We start from the raw sequence: 22771 nt of genomic DNA on the forward strand, positions 1-22771 counted from the left end.
AGCCGCCATGCTATTTTGCCATAACTCTTCGGGTCGGCGTAGCATAGTATGGATAGAGGAGGAAGAATAAAAAATGGTAGATAAATCCGGCACAAGTCAGGGCATTGCAATGGGCGATGAAGCAAAGAGTTCTAAACCATGTTCGCAGAACTGCCAAAATCTGGCGGATGAATCGGAACAATCCGATTATTGGTATAAGCTGGGGCTAGGTCTATATAACTCGGGGCAATTGCATGAGTCCTGCCTGTTTTTTGAACAGGCCCGGCAAGATGCCGGGAAAATACCCTCGCTATACCGTGACTATGCAATCTGTTTGCGGGCTCAGGGCAACATATACCAGGCTATGGGAATAGTGGGTGAGGGCCTGGCCCTGTTCCCGGACTATGCCGACCTCTGCTTTTTACAGGGTCTGATCTATTATGATGCCGGTCTGTTAAAGCAGTCGGGCCTTTCATTTCAGCAATACATCAATTTCAATGAAACCCCGGCTAATTATGCAAGCGCCGTGGGGATAAACCGCCGCCTGGCCTTGGCAAACCTGGCCGAAATTAACGAACGGGTGCATGACCTGGGCGCAGCTATACACTACACGCGCCTGGCGCTTGCAACTATCAAGACCGATTCCCTGCTTAACCGCTACGGCAGGTTGTTGCGGCAAACCCAGTCCGGGGGAGAGATATTCAGGCAATACCTGCTTGATGAGACCGACCTGGATGTTGAAGCTGTTGCCGCAACTCTCTATGCCCATTCTTTTTACCCGGAATGTCTCAATCTTCTGCTAAACTCCCCGGACAGTCCCGAGGCGGCAATCCTGAAGCTGCAATGCCTGCAGCATCTGCAGGGCGAATGGGAAGAGGCCGGACAAATAATATGGTCAAATCAAAATTTGCCTGACTCGGCCGCTTTAATTAAACAGACCTGCCTCTTTTACTGGCAGCAGCAGCCCCGCAGAAATGCCGCTCCTTTATTGGATAAAGTAAACTTACCGGAACACCCTGTGGTCCAGGCCTGCAGATTTATTAACCGGCTTATATTCCCAGGCGGCAGAGATAACCCTGGTGATGATTGCCGGCAGGAATTGCTGGAGATCGCAGTTGCTCTGCTCCGGTTAAATGACCTGGATTTAGCTTTGGCCATTGCCGAAGTGCTCAGCGCCCATAATAGAGAAGCAGCCTACCGTCTTTTGGGCAGGACTGCTTTCGCCCATAAGCTTTATGCTCTGGCCCGGCGCCTGCTGGAAAGGGTAACAAATCCTGAAAGCGAAGATCTCTTGGCGTTGGCCCAGGCCTGTCAGGCTGAAGGCGACCATCCGCAAGCTTTTCTTTGCTGCTGGCAGATTGCTGAGGAACAAAGGGATGAAGGTATCCTGGCCCTGGCCCTATCCGAATGGGCCGCCAGCCTCCGGGTATTGCTGCTGGAGGCTGAAAACCAAACCCCGCAGTCCATACAGCAAATAATACGTCTGGGCAGCGTGGAAAAAAGAAGCATCTATTGCGCCAGCCCTGCCATAAGCACCGGGGAAGAGCTGTTCAGATGGGAGTGCAGTTAATGACCTTAAGCCTGTGTATGATTACCCGCAATGAGGGGCACCGGCTCGCTCGCTGCCTTTCCAGCGTAAGAAACTATGTGGATGAGATCGTGCTGGTAGATACCGGTTCCAGCGATCAAACAGTTGCCCTGGCCCGCCAGTGGGGGGCCAAGGTATCACATTATACCTGGGACGACGATTTCAGCAAAGCCCGTAACCAATCACTGGAACTGGCTGCGGGTGATTGGGTATTCTTCATGGACGGTGATGAAGAACTGGTGCCGGGCAGCGGGGAAATACTGCAAAAGACCGTCAGGCAAAATGAATATGAAGCGTTTTTTGTTCAGGTGATAAATACCACCGAAACCAACAGCTCTTTAAAACTCCCGTCTATCCGCTTGTTCCGCAACCGGAGCTGCTACCGTTTTCAAGGACGCATCCATGAACAGATAATCCCTTCCATTATGGAACATTCTCCGCAGGCAAGCATCGGGCAAAGTGAGGTCGAGATCCTGCACCACGGCTATAATGCCAATGAGGCCAATATTCCTGCCAAAAGCAGAAGAAATCTGAACATATTGGAGTCTTACCCCGACCAGCATAAAGACAGCTTTTACTACTACAATCTGGGAAGCGAGTACCTTAGAGCCGGGCAAAGAGAAAAAGCCCTTTCCTGCTTTGAGCGCTCGGTTCAGCAAACCCCGCCGCGGCAGGGATTCGCCCCTATGCTGGTCAAAAAGACCGTGATTACCCTCATGGAGTTGCGTAAGTACAAGGAAGCTATCAGGCAATTAGGTTATTACCAGACCATTTATCCCGACTTTAACGATTTGCTTATGCTGGAAGCAGTCTGCTATCTGAATATCGGCCGTTTCAGCCAGGCCGCCCATATTCTGGAAAAGTACCGGGCTCGGCCTGCTTCCCCCTCATGGTACCCCAGTGAAAGAAACCTTTTCGGTCTCAGCGCGGAGGCCTTGCTGCAGCAGGTCGAGCCGGAACGTCTGGAAGCCAATCACCCCGTTCTGAGCGTTTGCATCTATGGGAGGGATGAGGCGGAAGCTCTGGCCGAGACCATTAAATCGGTCAACGAACTGGCAGATGAACTGCTATACCTGGATATGGAGTCTGCAGATGCAAGCGGAGAAATTGCAGAGCAATTTGGGGCCAGGTTTTTTTCAGGGCCGTGGCCCGATAACCGCACTCAGCTATATCAACGGGCGCTGGATTATGCCAGCGGAGAATGGATACTCCTGCTGAAGGCGGACGAATCTCTATCCCGGGAAGGCTGCCGGCAGCTTATTTCCTCACTGGAAACAGAAAATCAGGCTTACCTTCTTCCCGTCTTTACCCCTCGTGCCACATCAGATGCTGAATCCGAACTGCGGGGAGAGGTCAGATTATTCCGCCGGGCCTGCCCGGCTCCAGACTTAACCGCAAAGCCATTCCCGGTTTTAAACGCTCCCATAAAACACCGTCATTTCCTTATTTCCAATACTTACAGCGCAAACAAGCAACAGCAGAACCGGCAAAAGGCCGCCGCGCTGTGCCGTCATGATCCTGCCGGCGGCTGGTATGCCAAAGGCCGCGTGCACCTTTATGCCCGTGATTATACCCGGGCAGTCGATGCGATGGAAAAATCGCTGTTGACGGCACCATCCAGCATCTCTCCCGCCTTCTATTACCATTATGCCCTGGCCTTGATGGGCCTCTCCCGGTATGGCAGCGCGGTCAGGCTGCTGGAACCGGCCCGGGAAATATATTCTGATTACCTGGACCTCCACTACCTTCTGGCCTTAGCCAAGTATGCCCTGGGAAACGGACCGGAGGCAGAGGAAATTTTGCTGTACTGTATAAAAATTTCGGTTGAGCCCTGGGAGAAATATGTTTGCGCTTCCGGCGCCGGGACTTACCAGGCTATGGCATCCCTTGCCGCCGTTTACGCCGCCCGGAAACAGCCGGAGCGGGCATTGGAATACCTTACCCGGGCGGCCCTTTATCCTGGAGCTTTCAATCTGGTTATAGGCGGAATATTGCTGCTCAAGGATAGAGCATTCTTCCCCCTGGAAACATGGATGCAGCAAAGCCGGCTCTGGAATTCACATAATTTATTTACTATCGCGCTTAACTACGCCCAGATGAACCGTTATCGTGAATGTTGGCAGTATCTTCAGACCGCGGTGCAATTAACCGCTGAGAAAAAAGAAAATCTGCCGCAGCTGCTTGACAGCAGCGAAAAACTGCTGCGGATTTTCGCTGTTCAGCTTGCGCAGATGACCCCGGCATCGCGCCTATTAAAACTATGCCGAGAGGAGAGGCTGTTATGAAGCAGGTGCTGATAGGTAGTACAGTTCGGCAAGATCAGCGTACTCTCAAATACTTCCTGGATTCACTGCGTGACCTACGCAAGGACGGATGCCAGGCGGACTATTTCTTTGTGGATGATAACGATGAAGCGGGATCATCACAATTATTGCGGGCTTTCCGGCCGCTTGCTGCCCGGGTAAGCTGTCTGCCGGGCAGTCACCAAATTGTTCCCTATGTAAAAGATAATATTACCCATCGCTGGAATGAGCAACTGGTCTGGCGGGTAGCGCATAATAAAAATCTGATCATGCAGGCATGCCTAACCGGAGGATATGATTACCTTCTGCTGGTTGATTCCGATTTGCTCCTGCACCCAGAAACCCTTCTCCACCTGATTGCCAATAATAAAGATATTATTTCCGAGATCTTCTGGACCCGGTTTCAGGCCGATAGCACGGAACTGCCCAATGTCTGGCTGCGGGATGACTATAAGCTCTATCCCGCCCAGCGGGAGGAGCAGGTTTCCCCGGAAGAAGCCAGGCGGCGGATCCGGGAATTTTTAGTGATGCTGCGTCAGCCGGGAACATATCGGGTTGGAGGCTTGGGCGCCTGTACCCTTTTCAGCCGGCGCAGCCTCCAGGCTGGAGTTAGCTATGCTGAAATCTATAACCTGTCGTTAGCGGGCGAAGACCGTCACCTGTGCGTACGTGCTGCTGCTCTGGGCTTTGAGCTTTGGGCAGATACCTGCTTTCCTTGCTACCATATATATCGCCCGCGGGACCTCCTGGGCGTATACCCATTTTTACAGTCTCAGCCCCAAGTCAGACACCGTCATTATAAAGCCTGGATCGGAGGGCCGCTGCACTCAGCTCTGGAAAGCTGCCTTTCATTTGACTTTCGCCGGGTAAATCCTGTGAATAATTATCGTTTTATATTTACCAGTCAGGGCTGGAGCGCTCTGGACAAAATTTACGCCGCCCAGGGCTGGCAAATCCATAAAAGCATTCAAAAAGCCGAATTGTCTTCTATCCAAATAGAAGACTTTACCGATGATTTCAGTCGTCTTAACCTTCAAGCCGAGATAAGGGGGTCGCGCCGGGGAGGCCGGTTTCAGGAAGCAAGCAGCCTGAAAATAGACTGCAGATATGATGGCAATTGGAAGATTGATACGCTCCGTTATGAAGAACCTTGCCCCAGCCAGCGCAAACCCAGCTATAAAAACCAGGTCTACAGCGGCCTGACCCGCAGGGTAAAGGCATCGCCCTCCAAGCTGACTCTGGGAATGCTGGTGCATAACGAAGCCGATCGTTTTTTACCCCGGGTATTACGGCATGCAGCCTGTTATATCGATGAAGCTGTTATTCTTAATGATGCCAGCAGTGACAACACCGTTACGGTTTGCCGCAACTGTTTACGGGATCTGCCTCTGTTTGTCCACTCTAACCGGGAGCCGGGCTTTTATAACGAACTGCAATTGCGCCAGCAACTATGGGAACTGCTCCTGGAGCAGGAACCCGACTGGCTCCTCATCCTGGATGCCGATGAACTGTTTGAAGAAAGGGCAGTATTGGCCATAAGCCAGCTGATCCGGCAGCCGGATGTGGATGTTTACGGTTTTCGTACCTTTGATTTCTGGGATTCGAACCATTACCGCGAAGACAGTTTATGGCAGGCGCACCTGCATTATAAGCCCTACCTGCTGCGCTACCAGCCCGGGTTTACCTATCAGTGGCTGGAAACTCCTTTACACTGCGGGCGTTTTCCGGTCAATATCAATGAATTGCCCACCGGTTTAAGCGATTTGCGCCTGATCCATCTGGGCTGGTCCCGGGCAGAAGACCGCCGGAGTAAGTACCAGCGCTATATAAAGCTGGACGGGGATGGCAAATACGGAGATATCAGGCAGTATCACTCTATTCTCGACCCTCGGCCCAGGCTGGTGCAATGGGAGGAATAAAGGGAGGCACGGATTATGCCTCCCTTTTGCTCTTAGATAGGACAATCGGTGGTGCTGACACAGAAGGAGGTTGGCACACATAGGTCGCTCACGCTGAAATCAATGCTCAGATCCCCGCTGACCGATGTCGGCGTAGCTCCGGTAACCGTAACTGCAGAATTGAAGGAAAACGTAGGCAACAACCCGCAAACACACAAGGTAAGGCTCTCCGGCAAGGCCAGGCAGGAAGAATTGTCGTTTATGTGGCAGAATTCCAAAAAAGTAACACCGTTGTTCAGGTACTGGTATTCCAGCTGCACATCATAGGAAAAGCAAAGCTGGGGCGGGGAAGTGGCCAGGTCAACGGAGACGTTGTAGACAGCAGCATTAGCGTCTGTTCCCGGCCCCACCGGCGTGTAATCGGGATCAGTACAAGTCAGGCTCTGGGCAAAGTTCTCATTGATGGATGAGACCTCTTCCGCACAGATACGAATAATAGCCAAGGTAACTCACTCCTTTATCCAAAATAATCGATTCTGGTCTATTGCATAGTATGAGCTTTAAAAAATAAAGGTTCCTGCATTTACTTTTTAAGGTAATTTTATTTTCCGGTAGCCATTTTTAGTGAGTGTTTGGAAGATAAAGGGGTGAACGGGGACATTTCCTGCCCGCTGCTATTAGAATTTTAGATGCAGACGTTCTGTATTTGCGCGCAGGTTTTCTTTCTGTTCATCAATAAAGGCCTGGGACAAATGCATCTCTTCCTCCAGGGCTTGCAGGCGGTGTCTTATCCTAATCAAACTGTTTTCCATTTTAGCCTCCGACTGTTTCCCATGCGCCTGGACGATTTCCGTAACCATTCGGAGAACACTGGCATCAACGGCCTTTAATTCAGAACGTATTTTTTCGGACAAGCGCAGTTCTATTTCCCCAAAACTCCGGTCACCGTATTCCTGGAGCTCACGCAGCAGGCCAACATGATCCAGGGCATATATACCTTCAAGTACCTGGAAATCCGTCTCCTCTTCTGTAAAAGCATTATCCGCCCTATCCTTCATAAACTTAATAAAGCCTTTTTCGCCCAGCCCGCTTCCCATACAGGGATTATAAATCACCGGCTTTAATCCCCGAAAACGTATTTTGGCATTGTGAACTCCAGATTCGAGCAGCATTTTACCTCCAGTTATAACCAACCCGGCACTGCTTTGGTCAGATTTATTATTATTATATGTACACAACAAATTTTGGTTCACTGTTGGGCAATTAAATTAAGGTCAAGGTTTTCGGTATTTCACTATCCGCCAATAAAGTGGTAGTATAAGCTATTGGGAATCGCTGACTTTGTGGTTTTTTTGAAAGGATTGATGACAATGTGGGAGATTTTTTCTGTACTTTTACCCTTTATAGTTCTTGCTCTTTACCTGGGGCGAACCTGGATGCGAATCAAGGACCATCCCGGCAGACTCTTGCTCCTGTTTACCGGCGGCGGCCTGTGGTTTATCGGCAGCAGCCTCATGGGTACTCCGGGGAATACTGCTTTAGGCTTTACTGTAGCCGGGTTAATAATCTTTTTTACGGTGGTGGTCATTGACGCGGGCGAACCGTATATACCTGATGTAGACGAGATGCCGGACGGGGAGGAGGATCGGCAATAGTCTCATGCTCTGCCGGGAAGACGTTTCCTTACCATATTAAGTATCAACTCACTCTCTTCCAGTTTGAACAGATAGACAATCACGGCATAGAGGAAAGCCCCCAACAGTATGCCGACACCCACACTGATAAGCAGGTTAAGCTTGAACGCCAAGCCCATGATGCTCATAAGATTATCAATGGTAAAACGGACGGCTCCGTACATTAATAAAGATGCCCCTGCAGCTATACTGAAGCTGAGTATAATTTTGCTGCCTCCCAGCTTGCCTACCTTGACTCTTAAAACCGTCAGCAAAAAGATCAGGTTTAAAAATCCAGCCAGCGAATAGGCCAGAGCCAGGCCGGTATGACCCATAGGCTCAACCAGCCTAATCGAGAGAAGTATATTGAAACCAATGGTTATTGCTGCTGCAATTACCGGTGTCAGGGTATCCTTTAAGGCATAGAAGCTGCGGTTCAAGACCTGAATCGAAGAATAGGCGAATAACCCTATGCAGTAGAAGAACAAGGCTTCGTTGGTCGCGACAGCCATAGCAGCAGTAAATTCGCCTTGCTGAAACAGCAGCTTGATCAACGGTTCCCCAATTGCCATCAGCCCCAGTGAAGCCGGAATGGTTACCAGAAAAATAGCCCGTAAACCCAATGAGCTGGTACGTTTAAACGAGTCCAGCTCTCCCCGGGCGGTCAAGGTGGTAAGGGTGGGGAATATGGCGGTGGCGATGGAAACGGCAAAAATACCTATGGGCAGGTTCATAATCCGCTGCGCCAGGTTAAGGGCGCTTATGGTCCCCGACCCCAGACCCGATGAAAGGTGCTGGGTAACAAAGAGGTTTATCTGTACTACTCCCAACCCGGCCAGAACCGGAATCATCAGAATCATGATCTGGCGGAAGCCCGGATCATGGTAGTCAAAAGAGAAAGTATATTTTAAGCCTACCCGCCGCAGGGCCGGGATCTGCACCAGGAAGTTGAGGGCCGCACCGATCACCACCCCGTAGGAAAATGCCGCAATCCCTATCTGTTTAACCAGGGCTACCCCAACCAGTATAATCAAGAGGTTGTAAACCAGGGTACCGATAGCCGGAGCGGCAAAATGATTGTAAGAATTGAGTATGCCCATGGCAAAGCCGTTCAAAGCCATAAAAAAGGTCTGCAGAAACATTATGTGGGTCAGAGTTACGGCCAGACTAATATACTGGGCAGGTAATCCCGGAGCCAGCAGGACAATCAGGGGGCGTGTGTACAGGTAAGCAAATACCGTAAGTACCAGTAAAAAAATCACCGTATAGTTAAAAACTATACTGGCGGATTTCCACCCTTCATCGGTGCGGTCAGTCGCAACACAGGAAGAGAAAATGGGAATGAAGGCGGAACTCAAGGCTCCTCCGACCAGCAGCATGTACAGGAAATCAGGAATGGAAAACGCTGCCCGGTAGGCATCGGTCAAATAGTTCTGGCCGAATATGGTATACATGACCACTTCGCGGCCATAGCCCAAAATTCTTGACAGAACCACCGTAACCATCAAGAGTATTGCCGCCCGGGCTACATGTTTTCCTGTATCACTCAAGTATCTCAGCTCCACCCGCTAGTTATTTTTCACAGTACATCTAATATAGCAAATAAAAAGCAGGCTTGTTAACCCCAATTTGCCATTATTCATAAAGAAATACCGCATCGAATATGGTCCATATCTTTTTGAGGTAATCGGTAAAACCATTGACAGCTCTCCGGCCCTGCTGCTTCAGTCCAGCCCAACCGGTTTCAGGCCTGTCCAGCGCATAGCTGTAACTGTTGCCCAAGGCCTCAACCTTGATATTGCCTTTGCTGTAGTCCACATCCAATACCGCCTGCCGTTCCTCCCGGGTAAGATTATTGATGCCTTGATTGCTGGTATTAAGCCCCAATATTACCAACATGACAAGTCCTATGAGCATTAACAGCTGGTAAAATCTCATTTTGTCATTTCCTCCTCCAGAACCTCAAGCAATATTTCGGCCATCAGCTCCGCAGCATGTCTGGCTTCAGCCAATGAATTAAAATCAGTGCCGAATTCCAACAGCAGGGAACGGTCAAAGAACTCCTGGTTATATGTACCCGGCCTGGTCCTGATCCCTTTTATCAGTCCCGGGTACATCTTTTCCCCCTGCTGGTACAGCTTTTCTGCAAAAGCAAGGTTCTCCTTCCAACGGGGATGGTCCTTACGTTCGTCGGTTCCCACTATTATAAGAATACGGGCTGCCATCCGGCCTTTTATGTTTACAGTCTCTGCACTTTCCGCATCGGGTATGTGATCCCGGTGGATATCAAAAAGTGCCGCCAGGTTTTTTTCGCCGTTTACAACCTCTTTTACCGTCTCCCGGGAAGCGGTATAGCTCTTATTATAGTCGGGATAGTCATGAATCCGGTCAATAACCGCTGCCTTTATTCCGCCTGATTCAAGACTCCCGGCCATACTTCCGGCAACCGAGTTTACCAGACCTCTTTTGCCTTCGAGGCTGGCTTGGCCACTGTCCGGTATATAGCTTTCCGAACTATGGGTACAATACAACACCACTTTATAGTCCTTCAGGGTATCATAATACCTGCCGGCATAGTCCTCTTTCTCCTGCTTATCCAAAGGCAATTCAGTTTCCCGCGCTTTTTGCATGCTTGCCGGTTCACCCCGGGAAACGGGTATATTAAAATTAGCCGCCATCAGTTTTTGCGGTATCCCCATCCCGCCCTGTTCCGGCCACAGCCCGGTCTTTTTATTCTGACCGGCCAGAGCCACACTGTTGAAAGCCACCAGGTTTGCCGCCATATCCGAGTCAATAGCTACAGTAGGCAAAGGCAGGCGCAAACTATAGCGGTCAAGCTGTTCCGGCCGCACCATCCCGATACCGCCAAAATCAATTCCTACCCCAGCTATTATAACAATTAAAAATAGCTGCAGATAAAATATATTTTTTATGAAGGTAATTAAATTATTGCCCTGCATCCTATCCACCATCCATGGCTTATCTTATTAAGTTTATGGCTGCTGTCGGGTGAATAGAACGCAGGAATTCTCAAACTATTTAAACTGGCCCGGCAATTCCGTTTGCGCCAGAGAATCTTAGGGCTATTATTAATTCTAAGATTGCATTTTGAAACCGGTAATGATATAGTATTTCTGTTAGCTTTGAATCCAAGGAGGTGAAAGTGTGGCAAAAAGTAAGACTCCAGCCAAGAGAGCCAGAAGAGCAGAGGCAAATCGCCTTAATAATAAAGCTTATAAGAGCAGGTTGAAAACCGCTATTAAGAAATACGAGTCAGCCCTGAAAGAAGATAGTCAGGAGGCTGCCAGGGATAATCTCTTACAAGTAACCTCCCTTATTGATAAAAGCGTAAACAAGGGGATTTTGCACAAGAATACGGCTGCCCGGAGAAAATCGGCCCTGACCAAGAAATTTAACAGTATAGGCCAGTAATTAATAAACCTGTCTCGCGGACAGGTTTATTTTTTTGTGCAGATTTCTATGATCAAGCCCTCCATGATGATCTTTTCATCCTGACCGCTGCTTTTAAATTTTATGTCGGCCTCCAGGAATTTTTTAAACAGATCCTCTATTTCATCCCAGGTAAAATTGCGGGCCTGACCCAGAAGCTTTCTGATAGAGAAATCCTTCATCCCGGTAAGCCGGGATATTTCTTTACTATCGGCCCCAATTCCCTGCAGGTGCTTAACTTTCCCCAAGGAAAGGAACTGCCTTGCGGTCATGTACAGTATGAAAACCGGGTGCTCCCCCTGCTCCAATAGCTGGTAAAAAGAGCGGAAAGAGGCGGCCGCATTCCGTTCCAAAAGGGCATCGGTCAGTTTAAAGACCTTTATTTCATCGCGGCTATCCAGTTGTTCCTCGATTTCCTGTACGCTTATTGTTCCCCCTTGATAGGCCAGGCAGATTTTATCTATCAGGTTGCCGAGGTAGTACATATCCTGACCGCTTTTGACCATCATGCTTAACGCCGGGGCGTCTATTTTGCGCCCCCGGGCGGCGAGCTCATCTTTGATCCATCCCGACAGGTACTGTGGGGTAGCGGCTTTGCATTCAAACACTATCGCTTCTTTATCCAGCAGCCTGACCAGCGGATTGCTGCCGTTATGCTCAGCACCAGTAATCACCAGGGTTTGCCCTCCCGGATCACGTTGTATATAATCCTGCAAAACCTTTAGCACTCCGTCATTGCGACTAGCTTTGCGCTGGGATTTGCCCAGCCAGGAAGGTCTTTTTATAACCACCATTCTTTGCAGGGCAAACAGCGGACTAAACTCCAGTTCCTCCAATAGCTGCCGGGGGTTAAGCTCATCGGCATCGAGATAAAGCAGTTCTGCCTCTTCCCCGCCCTCTTGCTGCATAAGACTATGGATTTCTTTTATCTTCCGGTCAATAAGGAAAGCTTCCTCTCCCCAAATAAAATACAATTTACCGACCACCACAGAAACACTCCTAATCCCTGGCATCAACAACAGCTATAGTACACCGTGAAATACAAATTAAGCGCTCATCCTCATCCAGCACGCGGATATCCCAGACAATCGTTTTCCGTCCCACATGCACCGGTACCCCTACCGCCTTAACTACGCCATCACTCTTGCTGCGGAGGTGGTTGGCGTTAATCTCCAGCCCCACCGCCCGTTGGGTGGCGGAGTCAATAAAAAGATAGCTGCCCGCCGAGGCTACCGTCTCAGCCAGCACCACGGAAGCCCCGCCATGCATAAGGCCGTACGGCTGATGTATTTTGGGGGTTACCGGCATGGTGGCCGCAACCTTTTCCGGGGTAAATTCTATTATTTTGATGCCCAGAGTTTCTAAAATAGTTTTACTTGTATCAAAGCGTACTGCTTCTGCCATTTCGGTCACCTCAAGTATAATAATCCTATTGTTAAATGATAACATATTTGCCGGCTGCAATAGAAAACCATCAGGTTAGGTTTACCATTTAAGCCAGGCCAGCAGGCGCTTAAAGCTATATCCTCCTTTTAAGAACATCAGAATTACCGGTCTTCTTCTCGTCTGCAGTTCCTTCCACAGGCTGATGAAAAATGCCAGGGCCAGCAACGCTGACAGCAGCTCCGAAACGGAAAAGGCCAGCCATATCCCCTGGATATTATAATAACGGGGTAAAATAAACAAGAGGGGAAGGAAAAACCCGCCCTGGCGGATGAGTGACAGCCACATGGCGGTGGTGCCTTTGCCCATAGCCTGGAGAACCGAGTAAAGAATAATAATGGGGCCCATAAGCGGCAAAACCATAGTTGCCAGACGCAAGCAACTGACCCCCATTATAAGCAAAGCCGGATCATCAGAAAAGAAGCGCATCACCCACAGGGGCCAGTATTGGACGATAAGCCAGCCCCACCCTATCAGAAATAGAGCTATAACCGAAGCCTTGATCAGAGTCTCTTTCAAACGGTCATTGTTTCCGGCTCCATAAGCAAACCCCGCCACCGGCGCGGCCCCCTGGGCCAGCCCATACACAGGCATATATATTATGGAGCGTACATGCATAAATATCCCCAGGACTGCTACCGCAGTACAGCTATAGGCTGTAAGCACGCGATTCATAAATGCCATGATAAGGACACTGCATATCTCCATCACCACGGTAGGCAGAGCAACCCGGTAAACCCCCGCCAAAACCGCCAAGCTGGGTCGAAAGTGAACGATCGACCAACTCAGGTAAATGCGTTTCCTGACTACTACCAGCAGAATAATTATAGACGTAATCAACTGAGCCAGAACGGTTGCCAGAGCTGCGCCAGTCAGTCCCATGCCCTGAACTGGCCCCCAACCGAAAATCAAAACCGGGTCCAGGAGAACATTAAGCGCCGCACCCAGAAGGGACACCAGCATAGGCAGGAGCGTGTTTCCTTCCCCCTGAATAATGCTGCTCAGGACAATGGGGATGAAGGTAAAAATACACCCTTTAAGGATTATACTCAGGTAATGTTTGCAGAGCAGAAAGGTTTCCTGGTTGCAGCCGAAGAGCAGCAGCAGTTGATCCAGATACTGATTGCCCGCCATTAAAAAAAACAGACCGTAAACAATGCCGATGAATAATCCATGCCAGGCAATATTATCAGCCAACCTGATATCACCCTGGCCCAGAGTCCGGGATATAAGAGAAGTAAGACCCACGCCGGTGGCCGAGGCCAGAGAGCTTATCAATACCTGTATAGGAATAGTCAGGGTTATTGCCGCCAAGGCCTGGGCTCCCAGGCGGGCAATAAAAAAGGTGTCCACCAGGCTGAACAGGGAGTAGGCAAACATGCCGACCATGGCCGGGAGGGACAGCTTCAGCAACAGCCGGCCTACGCTTTTACTCAACATGTAATCGCTTTTTATGCTTTCGCCCTCCTCCCATCTAAGCATATGCACGGAAGAGGTATATCAGTAAAAAAACCACCCTCTACCCTCTGGCCGCTATTTAAGGAAGCAGACTGCCGATTAATTAAAAAACCCGGGATAGCCCCGGGATGGAGGAGTCTTTATTCAATCAAACCAGGCGGTTCTGCAGGCGGTGCAGCAAACTGGATGTCAGGTTTGGTGCTGTATTTGGGTCCGGCATCGGATTGCTTTTCTTCGATCTGCTTTAAAGCCTCAAATATTTTAAATATGACCATGATTAACTCACAATAAATCCGTACCGCCAGAGGCCCCAGAAAAATACACAGCAAACCGCTGACCACGCCGGCGCCGCTGAAGAACATACCTATGCCACCCACAACACAGCCTATTACTCCAATCCAGAAAACAATTTTTATTATAAATGGGGTGATCATGGTATCAAAACCGACTGCCTTTTTTAACCATTTTTCCAAAGTATCACCTCCCTATAATTTAGCGGTTGTGCACCGACCTGCTTTTTGTGTCATAATAACATGAGGTTCGACTATAATTTGGCAATGCACCCCCTTTTGATAATTATGCTTTAATTAAATATCTTATGCTGTTTATATTAATAAGAAATAGACGGGAATAGCCGCAGATTAACCCGGATTTAAAAGGTTTTTAATTATATACGCGGTTAGCCTTCCGGGTATGCCCGTACGGCTTTCGGCCATGGGGATTGAGTTATATTTTTTAGAACCCGCGTAATCCGCGTCGATTATCAGGCAATAACTGTGGAGAAAGGGAGGCTAATATGTCCATACTTATAAAAAACGCCACTATAGTCACCATGAACCCGGAACGGGATATTCTGAAGGGCGACCTTCTTATCGAGAAGGACCGCATCAGCCGTATAGGCAAACTGGATCGCTGCGCAGCCGATATGTTTATAGACGCCCGTAACCAGCTGCTGCTGCCCGGATTCATTCAAAGCCATGTCCATCTCTGCCAGGTACTCTTCCGGGGCATGGCAGATGATCTGGAATTGCTGGACTGGCTGCAGCAGCGCATCTGGCCCCTGGAAGCCAGTCATGATGAAGAATCCCTGTACTGCTCTTCCCTTTTAGGTTGCGCCGAACTGTTGCGGGGGGGCACCACCTCTGTCATCGATATGGCCACCGTAAAACATACAGAATCCGTTTTTACCGCCGTCAAACAGGCGGGAATCCGCTACCTGGGCGGCAAGTGCCTGATGGATCACGGCGGCGGAGTACCGTCCGCACTGCTGGATTCCCCTGACCAGGCCCTGCATGAAAGCCTCGACCTGTTTCAACGCTGGCACAATTATGATAATGGACGTATCCGTTACGCCCTGTGCCCCCGTTTTGCCGTATCCTGCAGTGATAACCTGCTGCGCCAAGCGGCCGCCCTGGCCCGGCAATATCATATACCCGTACACACTCACGCTTCGGAAAACCGGGGAGAAATAGAACTGGTGGAAAGGGAGCGGGGTATGCGCAACGTGATTTACCTGGATAGTTTGGGCCTTTGTAATGCCAGCCTGATTCTGGCCCATTGCATCCATCTGGATGATGACGAAATAAAGATACTGACCGCAAGCCAGACTAATATCGCCCACTGCCCGGGTTCCAATCTGAAGCTGGGCTCCGGTATTGCGCCCATCCCTACCCTGCTCCGAATGGGGGCCAGGGTTTCACTGGGAGCTGATGGGGCGCCCTGCAACAATAATCTCAGCATGTTTATGGAGATGCGCCTGGCCGCACTCGTCCAGAAGCCTTTCCATGGCCCCCGCTCCATGCCCGCTCAAACCGTAGTGGAAACAGCCACCTTGGGCGGGGCCCGGGCGATGGGACTGGAAGATGAAATCGGCAGCCTGGAGGAAGGCAAGAAGGCCGATATGATTCTCATCAGCCTGGATGGCTGGCACACCCGGCCCCGCAATGCTGCCGGCGTCTATTCCCAGCTGGTTTACCAGGCTCAGTCCAGTGATGTCACTGCCGCTATAGTTGACGGCCGCCTGCTCATGAAAGACGGTCATTTGTTTAGCATTGATGAGGAGAAAACAAAAAATGCAGCCGAGGCCTCGCTGCAGAGAGTTTGCCGGCGGGCCGGGCTGCGTTGATTAACCGGATCGTAATTATTTATAGACCGGAGATAACAGGTTAAGACCACCCGGACCTGTTGTCAATCTAACCCTTTTGCCATCAGTGCGGAATATAACAGCTCCGTCACGGTCGGTTCTGAGGATTCCAACCTTTTTTCCCTTCAAGGCTGCCAGTATGGAGTCGTGGGGATGACCGAACAGGTTGTTCTCCCCTACGCTGATAACGGCCCACTCGGGTCTGGTCTCTTCATAAAAAGGCATTAGCAGCGAATTTTTGCTGCCGTGATGAGGGACCTTTAAGACGGTGACCGGACGCAGTTGCCGTCGCTCTACCAATTTTCGCATAGGCTCCATGCCTATATCTCCGGTTAAAAGAGCAGAAAAACCGCTAAAATCGATCCGCAGCACTAGTGACTGATCATTGGCGCTATCAGAACCAAAATTCGGCGGCGGATGCAGAACTTTTATTTGCAGGTTTTCCCCGGTGTCTATAGAATCTCCTGCCGCCAGGGGGATAAAAGGCACTTTTTTATCGGCCATAACCCGGCTTAAGCCCTGATACTCTTCTGATTCAGCCAGATCGGCAGGGACGGCAACATAGCGCACCGGCATCTCTTTTAATACCGTTTCCAAACCCTGCAGGTGGTCAGTGTCAGGGTGGGTGTTAAGGGCCAGAAACAATTCACGCACCCCCCGGTGATAGAGGTAAGGCAGGACCTTGCGGGAACCGGGGTCGGTGAATTCGCTGCCTCCCCCGTCAACAAGTATAAATTTGCCCCGGGGAGTCTTGATTAAAATGCAATCCCCCTGGCCCACATCGATAAAGCTCAGTTCCACCTGGCCGCGATTATATACACTCCCCGGCAAACATAGGATTAAGATAAAAACTGCCATCAGGCCTGTACCCCAACCCATCCATGCCGATGCACGCCTCTCCTCCCGGACATGGCAAAACCCGTAAATCAGCAGAATCAAGCCTGCATAATAGAGCACTGTCAGAGCCAGGCCCGGAGTTGCCACCCGCAGATAGGCCCCGGGAATACTGACTACCAGTTGATTGACCGCCCGAATCAAGTCTATGCACAGGCCCGCCGGGTAAAGGAGCCAGGAACTTATAAAAGGCATTATCCCCCCGCCCAGCAGGGTTAAGAACCCCAGGATAACCGCTCCCCCGGAGAGGTAGGTTACCGGGATGTTGGCCAGCAGGGCCAAGGGGCTAAACAGGTTGAAATGGCAGGCGGTAAGAGGCAGCACCGCCAATTGGGCGCAGATAGGAACCAGCAGCAGGTCTCCCCAGCGGTGGTTATAATTTATTCTTCGTTTCAGCAGCGGGAAGAGGTAGACCAGTCCCCAGGCGGCGGCAAACGACAGTTGAAAAGAAATCTGCAGCAGGGCGCAGGGGTTGATAAGCAGTATAACTATACCGGCCAGGCCCAGGGTATTGATAAGCTGGTTTTCCCGGCCGCTGTAGTAAGCGGTTAAACCCAGTCCCCCCATGATGACCGAGCGTATCACCGGAACCGGCCAACCGGTCAGGCTGGCGTACAGTAACAGAAGGGTAATGCTTGCAAGCATGCGGGCCTTGCGCGACAGACCCAGGAGCGAACCTATCCATGCGCAGAGGACCAGCAAAAAACCAACATGCAGACCGGATACCGAAAATATGTGCACGATACCGGTTTTTTGATAATCAGAGTATTCGCTGCTGTCAATACCTTCGATTATCCCCAGCAGCATACCCAGCATTATAGCAGCATCACTGGCTGACAGTACCTCTTTAATCTGTTTCTGGCTATGGGAGCGATAAGAATTTACCAGAGCCTGCAGATTTTCAGCCGGCTCCCTTATTTGAATATCTTTTTCATCTTTAACTGACAGGATATAATAAATTCCGTTCTGCTCCAGGTATTGGCGATAGTCAAATTCCCCGGGGTTGCCGGCCCGGGAAGGCGGCTTTAAGGACCCCTTCAGCCATACCCGGTCACCCTTCCTCACCTTGACCGGAAAATTGCAATAAACCTTGATACGGTGAGCATACCTGCTGTTACTGTCAGTCTGAAGGGTAAAATCAGCTTTTTGACCGTCATGGCGGGGGTAGTCTTTAACTATTCCATTGATCTCGGTATTATTTATAACCGGCAAACGCTCCGGCGCCGGGGTTGTCAAAAGGTTAAAATAAAGAACTCCGATAATAAGCGCCGCTGCACCGATTATAGCTTCCCGGGAATACTTTTCGCTAAAGAATCCGGCTACAAGCAAGCCCCCCGCAACAAAAAAAGCCAGTATCCATAAATGATAATTGGCCAGTAGTATAGCTGCAGATAAAAATATAAAAACTAAAAACCATAACGGAAACATGTTATTATCCCACTTAATTAGAAAATAGACCTTTAAATGGACGCGGATCCCATGGATTATATAGGATTTGCACGGGTTTTAACAAGGAACTGGACGCAGACGGACATACCCACGGAGAACACTGATGTTCCCTTTGGCCGCTTTTAGGAAGCTGGCTCTTATGACTAACGCAGACTCTTTTATAATCCCTCCCCCTTCACTCCCCTCTAGCGAACAGTTATTTTATCCTTTATCGCTTCGAATCTTTTATCTCCTATGCCGCTGACATTCTTGATTTCCGTTATGTCTTTGAACATGCCGTTGCTATTGCGGTAATCTACTATTCTCTGACCCAGTGATGGGCCGATACCATCCAGGCTATCGGCCATTTCCCGGGCGGAGGCGGTGTTGATATTCACCCGGCCGCCGGAACTGTGACCGGAACCAGCCGGGCTGCTGTAGCCCCCACCGGTAACGGCCATTGTCTCCCGGACTTCTCCCTGGACCGGTATCGGTATAGTCTCACCATCCACCAGGAGACGAGCCATTTCCAGATACCTCGCATCGGCATCTTCCCGGGTACCTCCTGCCAACTCCACCGCCTGATGCATTCTATCGCCTTCTTTCAGCCGGTAGACCCCGGGGTTTTTTACCGCTCCGGTAACATAGACCTCAATAATCTTTTTTTCAGCTTCCGCTTCAGCCTCACCCGGCATATTATCTGCCGATTCCAAAAGGATATCCTCTTCAGCCTGCTTATGATGCTTGAAGTCTGAATACTTGACCCCGGCGCTGAAGAAGATGAGCAATACAAATACCCCTACTGCCACCCAGCGTTTCTCCATGTTCATGATTTTGCCCCCCAGTAGCTCTATTCTTCAATGTCTGTAATTTCCCTCCATAATTAATTAAATATTTATTTTATGGAATATAATTCATTATTCTTTATTTTAAGTTTCTGGTCTGAAACCGCAACCCCGAATATCTTGTTTATGAATATTATTTATACCATTAATGGAAGTAACAGTTAATCGGAAATTTTAATAGGATAATGCAGGAGTTCACCACTCAATAAGGGACTTATTATATCTTAAAAATAACAACGGGAAGCCAATGCCGCAGCTCAACAGTGATTTCAATGCCAAAGTCTATTCTCCCGCCGGGTTTTTCAATGGAAACAACAGTTTATCGGGGAATGAGAGTTCTTTATTTGAGGATGGCTTCGATATTATTTATTTTTGAAAGGAGTGAGAATAAGTGCCTAATTACAAGATTTTTCAGGATATTCCGGAAAACGCGCGGGTAAAAGTGTATGCTTCCCAAAGCGGTGCAGCTACTGCCTTAAAGATGGATAGTGGCGGCCTGATAACTGCGCCGTATGCAGAATCAAGCGGGGCGATGGTCCCCCTGCGGTCAGATAGCGGCGGTTTGGTAGTTAAATTGTATGCCAGCCAGAGTGGCGCCATCACTGCTTTGCAGATGGCAAGCGGTGCTCTGATAGTTTCCTCTGATATCATTACCATGGATTCAGGCACCGGAGTAGCTTTTGCCGCCGGGTCAAGCGGCTCAGGAACAACCGTATGGAATGTATTGGAATATAAAGACTGGACCTATGCTGTTAAAAAATCAGGCGGTGCAGGAACTGTAGACGTTAAACTGCAAATCAGCGCTGATGGAACCAACTGGTGGGATCAAAACGGTACCTGGGAAACTATTGCCAGCGGTGCCTGGAAATATTTTGTCACCGACGTTTTCTTGAAATATGCAAGAATTGCCGTAAAGAATACCGGAGGAAGCGGTGGGGTACACTGGTATTTCCAGGGACAGAGGGGATAACCCTATATAGCCCAAAGGCAGGCAAAACCTGCCTTTGGCTTTATGCGGAAGGGACCGGGGTGTTTTATTCTTCTATACAGAGCATCCCCAGACTTTTACCATAACCCGGCAAAAGCTGAATTCCAAAACCCTAGGCGCGGATTATGGTGCCGTGAACAGGGAAACTGTCTGACAGCAGAACTTCCGCAACTTCCCGCAGCACTCCTTCTCCCCCTTTTAGCAGACATAAATAATCGACCCTTTCCTTAACCTTTTCCAGTGCGTCGTTGACGGCAAAACTCAGGCCCAGTCTCCCGGCCACCTCAAGGTCGCTGATATCGTCAACAATAAATGCTGTCTCATCATAACTTATGCCCTGTTCTGAACATATTGCTTCCAGCACCGAATTCTTATCCGTTACATCCATGAAAATATCCCGGATACCCAGCAATCTGCAGGCATTATCTATGCTTTTGCTTTTTTCCCGGCTGATTACGACTGGTTTTATCCCCTGCTGTTTAAAGCGCTCTATCGCGATTTTATCCCGGCGGTTTAACGTTGCCCTGACCGTACTGCCGGAACAGCAAACTTTCCCATCAGTAAGAACGCCGTCATAGTTCATGATGATTATTTTGATTTTCTTAGCCTGGGCTTTAATCTGTTCCTGAATGAAATTCTCGATTACCCGATTCATGGTTTGGAAAACCGGAGCAATCATCTGGATATCATTTTCGCAGCTATAGAGATACTCCTCATATTCGCCCACCATTTTCCGGGCCTGTTGGTAATTGTCTTTTTCCCGGTTCACATTGTTGACGCCCCGCTGCAGAACCTCGTCCGCCAGCTGATTCATTGGCATGATAAATGTATGAAAAAATTCATTCTTTTTTAACCTGGATAAGGCGTCGTTCAGTGCGGCATACATGTATTCCATGTTGCGGAATTTACGTCTTTCTGATTGTCTGTCTATTTTGTAAAGAAAATAATTGATGGTCATAATCAATTGATGCATTTTTTCATGGGCCCGGTTCATGGTCAGATACTGTTTTACTAGATGTTTTTGGTCATAATTGCAAGCATCGAGATTCAGCCAGCGGGGCTCAAAAACTGTTTGCTTCAACCTGGACCGGATAAGTTCATCCAGCGGCTGAAAGCCGGTTCCGTTGATTTTAGCGCCCCCGCGGGTAGTATTTATTATGGTTAAATCCTTATAGTAGTCAGTATACATTTCCATCTGCATTTTCATTCGGTTGTAGGTCGGGTTGGTCAGCACCTCGTTGCCGTCGACATCTTCCACTTTTAAGGCTGTTTTAATATGTCCTTCGGTAAGAGAAGGATTGCTGTAATCCAATCCGGCGGCATGCTGTTTATTATCCTTGTATGCCAGATTGAGACCAACCAGTATGATCGGGTTAAAGCCCAGATTGATTAAAATCTGTAATACAATAGAAGCCACCGAGGGGGCGTCGCTGATTATTCCTAATTTTTCGCCCGACTTCGCTTTGAGGTAGAAAGGAGACACCTTGTCCGGGCTGGTCAGCATGTGGAATTTAGGTCCGGGGTATTTTCGCAGGGTCTGGTAGCCTACACTGCTGCCGAATATTAAGGGAATATCGGTAATACCTTGATTAATCAGTTTTTCAAAGACAATATGGTTGCGGCCGGAAGGATCGTAGGTACAGGCGGCATGAGGGTGAATATGATGGTCAATTAAAGTATTGATCGCTGCTCCGGCGGAAAAGATATAGGCCAGACCATTTTCCTTTATATGGCGCAGGTTTTCGATTTCATCATCCAAAGAAGGTCCGGCTCCGACCAGCAGGGCCGGTTTGTTTTTAAGCGCGTTTTTTGGGGCTAATAATATGTTAGGAGTGGATATAACTTTGTCCAGATTCATCATACTGTTCAAGGTCCAGAGTTTTTCAAAAGCGTAGGTGGTATTTACCGCACTTTTCCGTTCATTGACGGCTTCTTCAAATCTGGTGAAAAACTCGTTATACTTGTGGGGAAACTGCTCTTTATAAGCCGGAAAATCTATTACCGATACCGAATCGCGCATTTGGCCCACAAATTCATGGGCAATGGTACCTGCATAGGCCGGTTTGTCTTCAATAAATAAATATTTAATTGACGCCACCGGTATTTCTCCCAGATCAACATGAGCCAAGAATGCAAAAAAGATTTCGGGTACCGGTTCATATATGGAAAAAATCATCCCCGGATACTTCTTGACAAAAGCATTTATGTGGTAACCGAGACCAGTTCCATAAAACAGGATGTCGGTGTATTCTTCTACGTTGGGGTACTGCTCAATGATATTTTCTGCTTCCTGCAAGGGGTCATCTTTATCATGAAATGATTTCTTCTTTCTGTTTTTTACTCGGAAATTGAGTATATCCGCACCGGAAGTATTGAGTTTGATCAATTTCCGGTCCAGGTTCTTTTCCATCTCTTTAAGCCGCTTCCACACCATGGGAAAATGTTCTTTGAGCAGATTCATGTTTTTTTCTAAAATAATAATCTCCCCCCTGCTTTTAGTGATCCAGAAAAACATGGTTTTTTTATATATATTATGGTCCGGTATCAAGTCTTGTGACCCGGGGAGAATCATCGTTGGGGCGAAGTTAAAACGCCTGCCGATTACCGCAATGAGATATTACGAGAGAGGTCCGGGATTAAGCATATAGGTTTGCGGGAACACTCATTTTTTGAAGGTATGA

19 protein-coding genes are annotated in these 22771 nt (G+C 49.0%); 7 read left to right on the plus strand and 12 right to left on the minus strand.

What is annotated here, in order from left to right; genetic code table 11:
• The first annotated feature begins 73 nt into the window (after positions 1-73).
• From ACU70B_RS10605 to ACU70B_RS10615, 3 genes are read left to right on the plus strand one after another with little or no spacing between them, the layout of a single operon-like run.
• Positions 74-1549, plus strand: coding sequence for a tetratricopeptide repeat protein (locus ACU70B_RS10605; RefSeq protein ID WP_447183511.1), 1476 nt, complete (start codon positions 74-76; stop codon positions 1547-1549).
• On the plus strand, positions 1534-3852 hold the full coding sequence (locus tag ACU70B_RS10610) for a glycosyltransferase (protein ID WP_447183512.1): 2319 nt from the start codon (positions 1534-1536) through the stop codon (positions 3850-3852). The genes ACU70B_RS10605 and ACU70B_RS10610 overlap by 16 nt, the downstream gene beginning before the upstream one ends.
• Positions 3849-5789: a glycosyltransferase gene (locus ACU70B_RS10615; protein WP_447183513.1), complete on the plus strand. Its 1941-nt coding sequence runs from the start codon at positions 3849-3851 to the stop codon at positions 5787-5789. Before ACU70B_RS10610 ends, ACU70B_RS10615 begins: the two co-directional genes overlap by 4 nt.
• Before the next feature lie 32 nt (positions 5790-5821).
• On the opposite strand, the gene ACU70B_RS10620 is transcribed toward ACU70B_RS10615, so the two are convergent.
• Both ACU70B_RS10620 and ACU70B_RS10625 read right to left on the minus strand, forming a co-directional pair.
• Positions 5822-6271, minus strand: a complete 450-nt coding sequence (locus tag ACU70B_RS10620) for a hypothetical protein (protein ID WP_447183514.1) — start codon at positions 6269-6271, stop codon at positions 5822-5824.
• A 174-nt stretch (positions 6272-6445) separates the two neighbouring features.
• Positions 6446-6940: a hypothetical protein gene (locus ACU70B_RS10625; protein ID WP_447183515.1), complete on the minus strand. Its 495-nt coding sequence runs from the start codon at positions 6938-6940 to the stop codon at positions 6446-6448.
• Between the two features lie 198 nt (positions 6941-7138).
• On the opposite strand from ACU70B_RS10625, the gene ACU70B_RS10630 reads away from it, so the two are divergent.
• Positions 7139-7423: a hypothetical protein gene (locus ACU70B_RS10630; RefSeq protein ID WP_447183516.1), complete on the plus strand. Its 285-nt coding sequence runs from the start codon at positions 7139-7141 to the stop codon at positions 7421-7423.
• Positions 7424-7425: 2 nt separating this feature from the next.
• On the opposite strand, the gene murJ is transcribed toward ACU70B_RS10630, so the two are convergent.
• From murJ to spoIIP, 3 genes are all read right to left on the minus strand, one after another.
• Complete coding sequence (murJ, locus tag ACU70B_RS10635) at positions 7426-8991, minus strand: murein biosynthesis integral membrane protein MurJ (RefSeq protein WP_447183517.1); 1566 nt, start codon at positions 8989-8991, stop codon at positions 7426-7428.
• An 85-nt stretch (positions 8992-9076) separates the two neighbouring features.
• Positions 9077-9379, minus strand: coding sequence for a hypothetical protein (locus tag ACU70B_RS10640; protein WP_447183518.1), 303 nt, complete (start codon positions 9377-9379; stop codon positions 9077-9079).
• A complete protein-coding gene (spoIIP, locus tag ACU70B_RS10645) occupies positions 9376-10401 on the minus strand; it encodes a stage II sporulation protein P (RefSeq protein ID WP_447183519.1) in 1026 nt (341 codons plus the stop codon). Before spoIIP ends, ACU70B_RS10640 begins: the two co-directional genes overlap by 4 nt.
• 205 nt (positions 10402-10606) lie before the next feature.
• Here spoIIP and rpsT point away from each other — a divergent pair, with 205 nt between their 5' ends.
• Positions 10607-10873: a 30S ribosomal protein S20 gene (gene rpsT, locus ACU70B_RS10650; RefSeq protein WP_447183520.1), complete on the plus strand. Its 267-nt coding sequence runs from the start codon at positions 10607-10609 to the stop codon at positions 10871-10873.
• Between the two features lie 26 nt (positions 10874-10899).
• Here rpsT and holA read toward each other — a convergent pair whose 3' ends face one another.
• From holA to ACU70B_RS10670, 4 genes are all read right to left on the minus strand, one after another.
• Positions 10900-11880: a DNA polymerase III subunit delta gene (gene holA, locus ACU70B_RS10655; RefSeq protein WP_447183521.1), complete on the minus strand. Its 981-nt coding sequence runs from the start codon at positions 11878-11880 to the stop codon at positions 10900-10902.
• Positions 11881-11890: 10 nt separating this feature from the next.
• Positions 11891-12295, minus strand: a complete 405-nt coding sequence (locus ACU70B_RS10660) for a hotdog fold thioesterase (RefSeq protein ID WP_447183522.1) — start codon at positions 12293-12295, stop codon at positions 11891-11893.
• Positions 12296-12376: 81 nt separating this feature from the next.
• Positions 12377-13774 carry an MATE family efflux transporter gene (locus tag ACU70B_RS10665; RefSeq protein ID WP_447183523.1) on the minus strand — a complete coding sequence of 466 codons (1398 nt, stop codon included), beginning with the start codon at positions 13772-13774 and terminating at the stop codon, positions 12377-12379.
• A 158-nt stretch (positions 13775-13932) separates the two neighbouring features.
• Positions 13933-14265: a DUF4282 domain-containing protein gene (locus tag ACU70B_RS10670; protein ID WP_447183524.1), complete on the minus strand. Its 333-nt coding sequence runs from the start codon at positions 14263-14265 to the stop codon at positions 13933-13935.
• A 323-nt stretch (positions 14266-14588) separates the two neighbouring features.
• On the opposite strand from ACU70B_RS10670, the gene ACU70B_RS10675 reads away from it, so the two are divergent.
• Complete coding sequence (locus ACU70B_RS10675; protein WP_447183525.1) at positions 14589-15917, plus strand: 5'-deoxyadenosine deaminase; 1329 nt, start codon at positions 14589-14591, stop codon at positions 15915-15917.
• Between the two features lie 15 nt (positions 15918-15932).
• Here the strand turns inward: ACU70B_RS10675 and ACU70B_RS10680 are convergent, their stop codons facing one another.
• On the minus strand, positions 15933-18257 hold the full coding sequence (locus ACU70B_RS10680; RefSeq protein WP_447183526.1) for a DNA internalization-related competence protein ComEC/Rec2: 2325 nt from the start codon (positions 18255-18257) through the stop codon (positions 15933-15935).
• Positions 18258-18463: 206 nt separating this feature from the next.
• The gene (locus ACU70B_RS10685) at positions 18464-19087 is read right to left on the minus strand and encodes a helix-hairpin-helix domain-containing protein (RefSeq protein WP_447183527.1); all 624 of its coding nucleotides are present in this window, start codon (positions 19085-19087) and stop codon (positions 18464-18466) included.
• Positions 19088-19493: 406 nt separating this feature from the next.
• Here ACU70B_RS10685 and ACU70B_RS10690 point away from each other — a divergent pair, with 406 nt between their 5' ends.
• Positions 19494-20072 carry a DUF6385 domain-containing protein gene (locus tag ACU70B_RS10690; RefSeq protein ID WP_447183528.1) on the plus strand — a complete coding sequence of 193 codons (579 nt, stop codon included), beginning with the start codon at positions 19494-19496 and terminating at the stop codon, positions 20070-20072.
• Between the two features lie 130 nt (positions 20073-20202).
• On the opposite strand, the gene ACU70B_RS10695 is transcribed toward ACU70B_RS10690, so the two are convergent.
• Positions 20203-22500: a 6-hydroxymethylpterin diphosphokinase MptE-like protein gene (locus ACU70B_RS10695; RefSeq protein ID WP_447183529.1), complete on the minus strand. Its 2298-nt coding sequence runs from the start codon at positions 22498-22500 to the stop codon at positions 20203-20205.
• Positions 22501-22771 lie beyond the last annotated feature (271 nt).

Source organism: Syntrophomonas curvata, from assembly GCF_052976825.1.

Coding starts and splice junctions, on each gene's coding strand:
- ACU70B_RS10625 (WP_447183515.1), bottom strand. CDS start 6,940: ATGCTGCTCGAATCTGGAGTTCACAATGCCAAAATACGTTTTCGGGGA.
- ACU70B_RS10680 (WP_447183526.1), bottom strand. CDS start 18,257: ATGTTTCCGTTATGGTTTTTAGTTTTTATATTTTTATCTGCAGCTATA.
- ACU70B_RS10610 (WP_447183512.1), top strand. CDS start 1,534: ATGGGAGTGCAGTTAATGACCTTAAGCCTGTGTATGATTACCCGCAAT.
- ACU70B_RS10640 (WP_447183518.1), bottom strand. CDS start 9,379: ATGAGATTTTACCAGCTGTTAATGCTCATAGGACTTGTCATGTTGGTA.
- ACU70B_RS10685 (WP_447183527.1), bottom strand. CDS start 19,087: ATGAACATGGAGAAACGCTGGGTGGCAGTAGGGGTATTTGTATTGCTC.
- ACU70B_RS10660 (WP_447183522.1), bottom strand. CDS start 12,295: ATGGCAGAAGCAGTACGCTTTGATACAAGTAAAACTATTTTAGAAACT.
- ACU70B_RS10695 (WP_447183529.1), bottom strand. CDS start 22,500: ATGGAAAAGAACCTGGACCGGAAATTGATCAAACTCAATACTTCCGGT.
- spoIIP (WP_447183519.1), bottom strand. CDS start 10,401: ATGCAGGGCAATAATTTAATTACCTTCATAAAAAATATATTTTATCTG.
- ACU70B_RS10665 (WP_447183523.1), bottom strand. CDS start 13,774: ATGTTGAGTAAAAGCGTAGGCCGGCTGTTGCTGAAGCTGTCCCTCCCG.
- ACU70B_RS10615 (WP_447183513.1), top strand. CDS start 3,849: ATGAAGCAGGTGCTGATAGGTAGTACAGTTCGGCAAGATCAGCGTACT.
- ACU70B_RS10630 (WP_447183516.1), top strand. CDS start 7,139: ATGTGGGAGATTTTTTCTGTACTTTTACCCTTTATAGTTCTTGCTCTT.
- ACU70B_RS10675 (WP_447183525.1), top strand. CDS start 14,589: ATGTCCATACTTATAAAAAACGCCACTATAGTCACCATGAACCCGGAA.
- ACU70B_RS10605 (WP_447183511.1), top strand. CDS start 74: ATGGTAGATAAATCCGGCACAAGTCAGGGCATTGCAATGGGCGATGAA.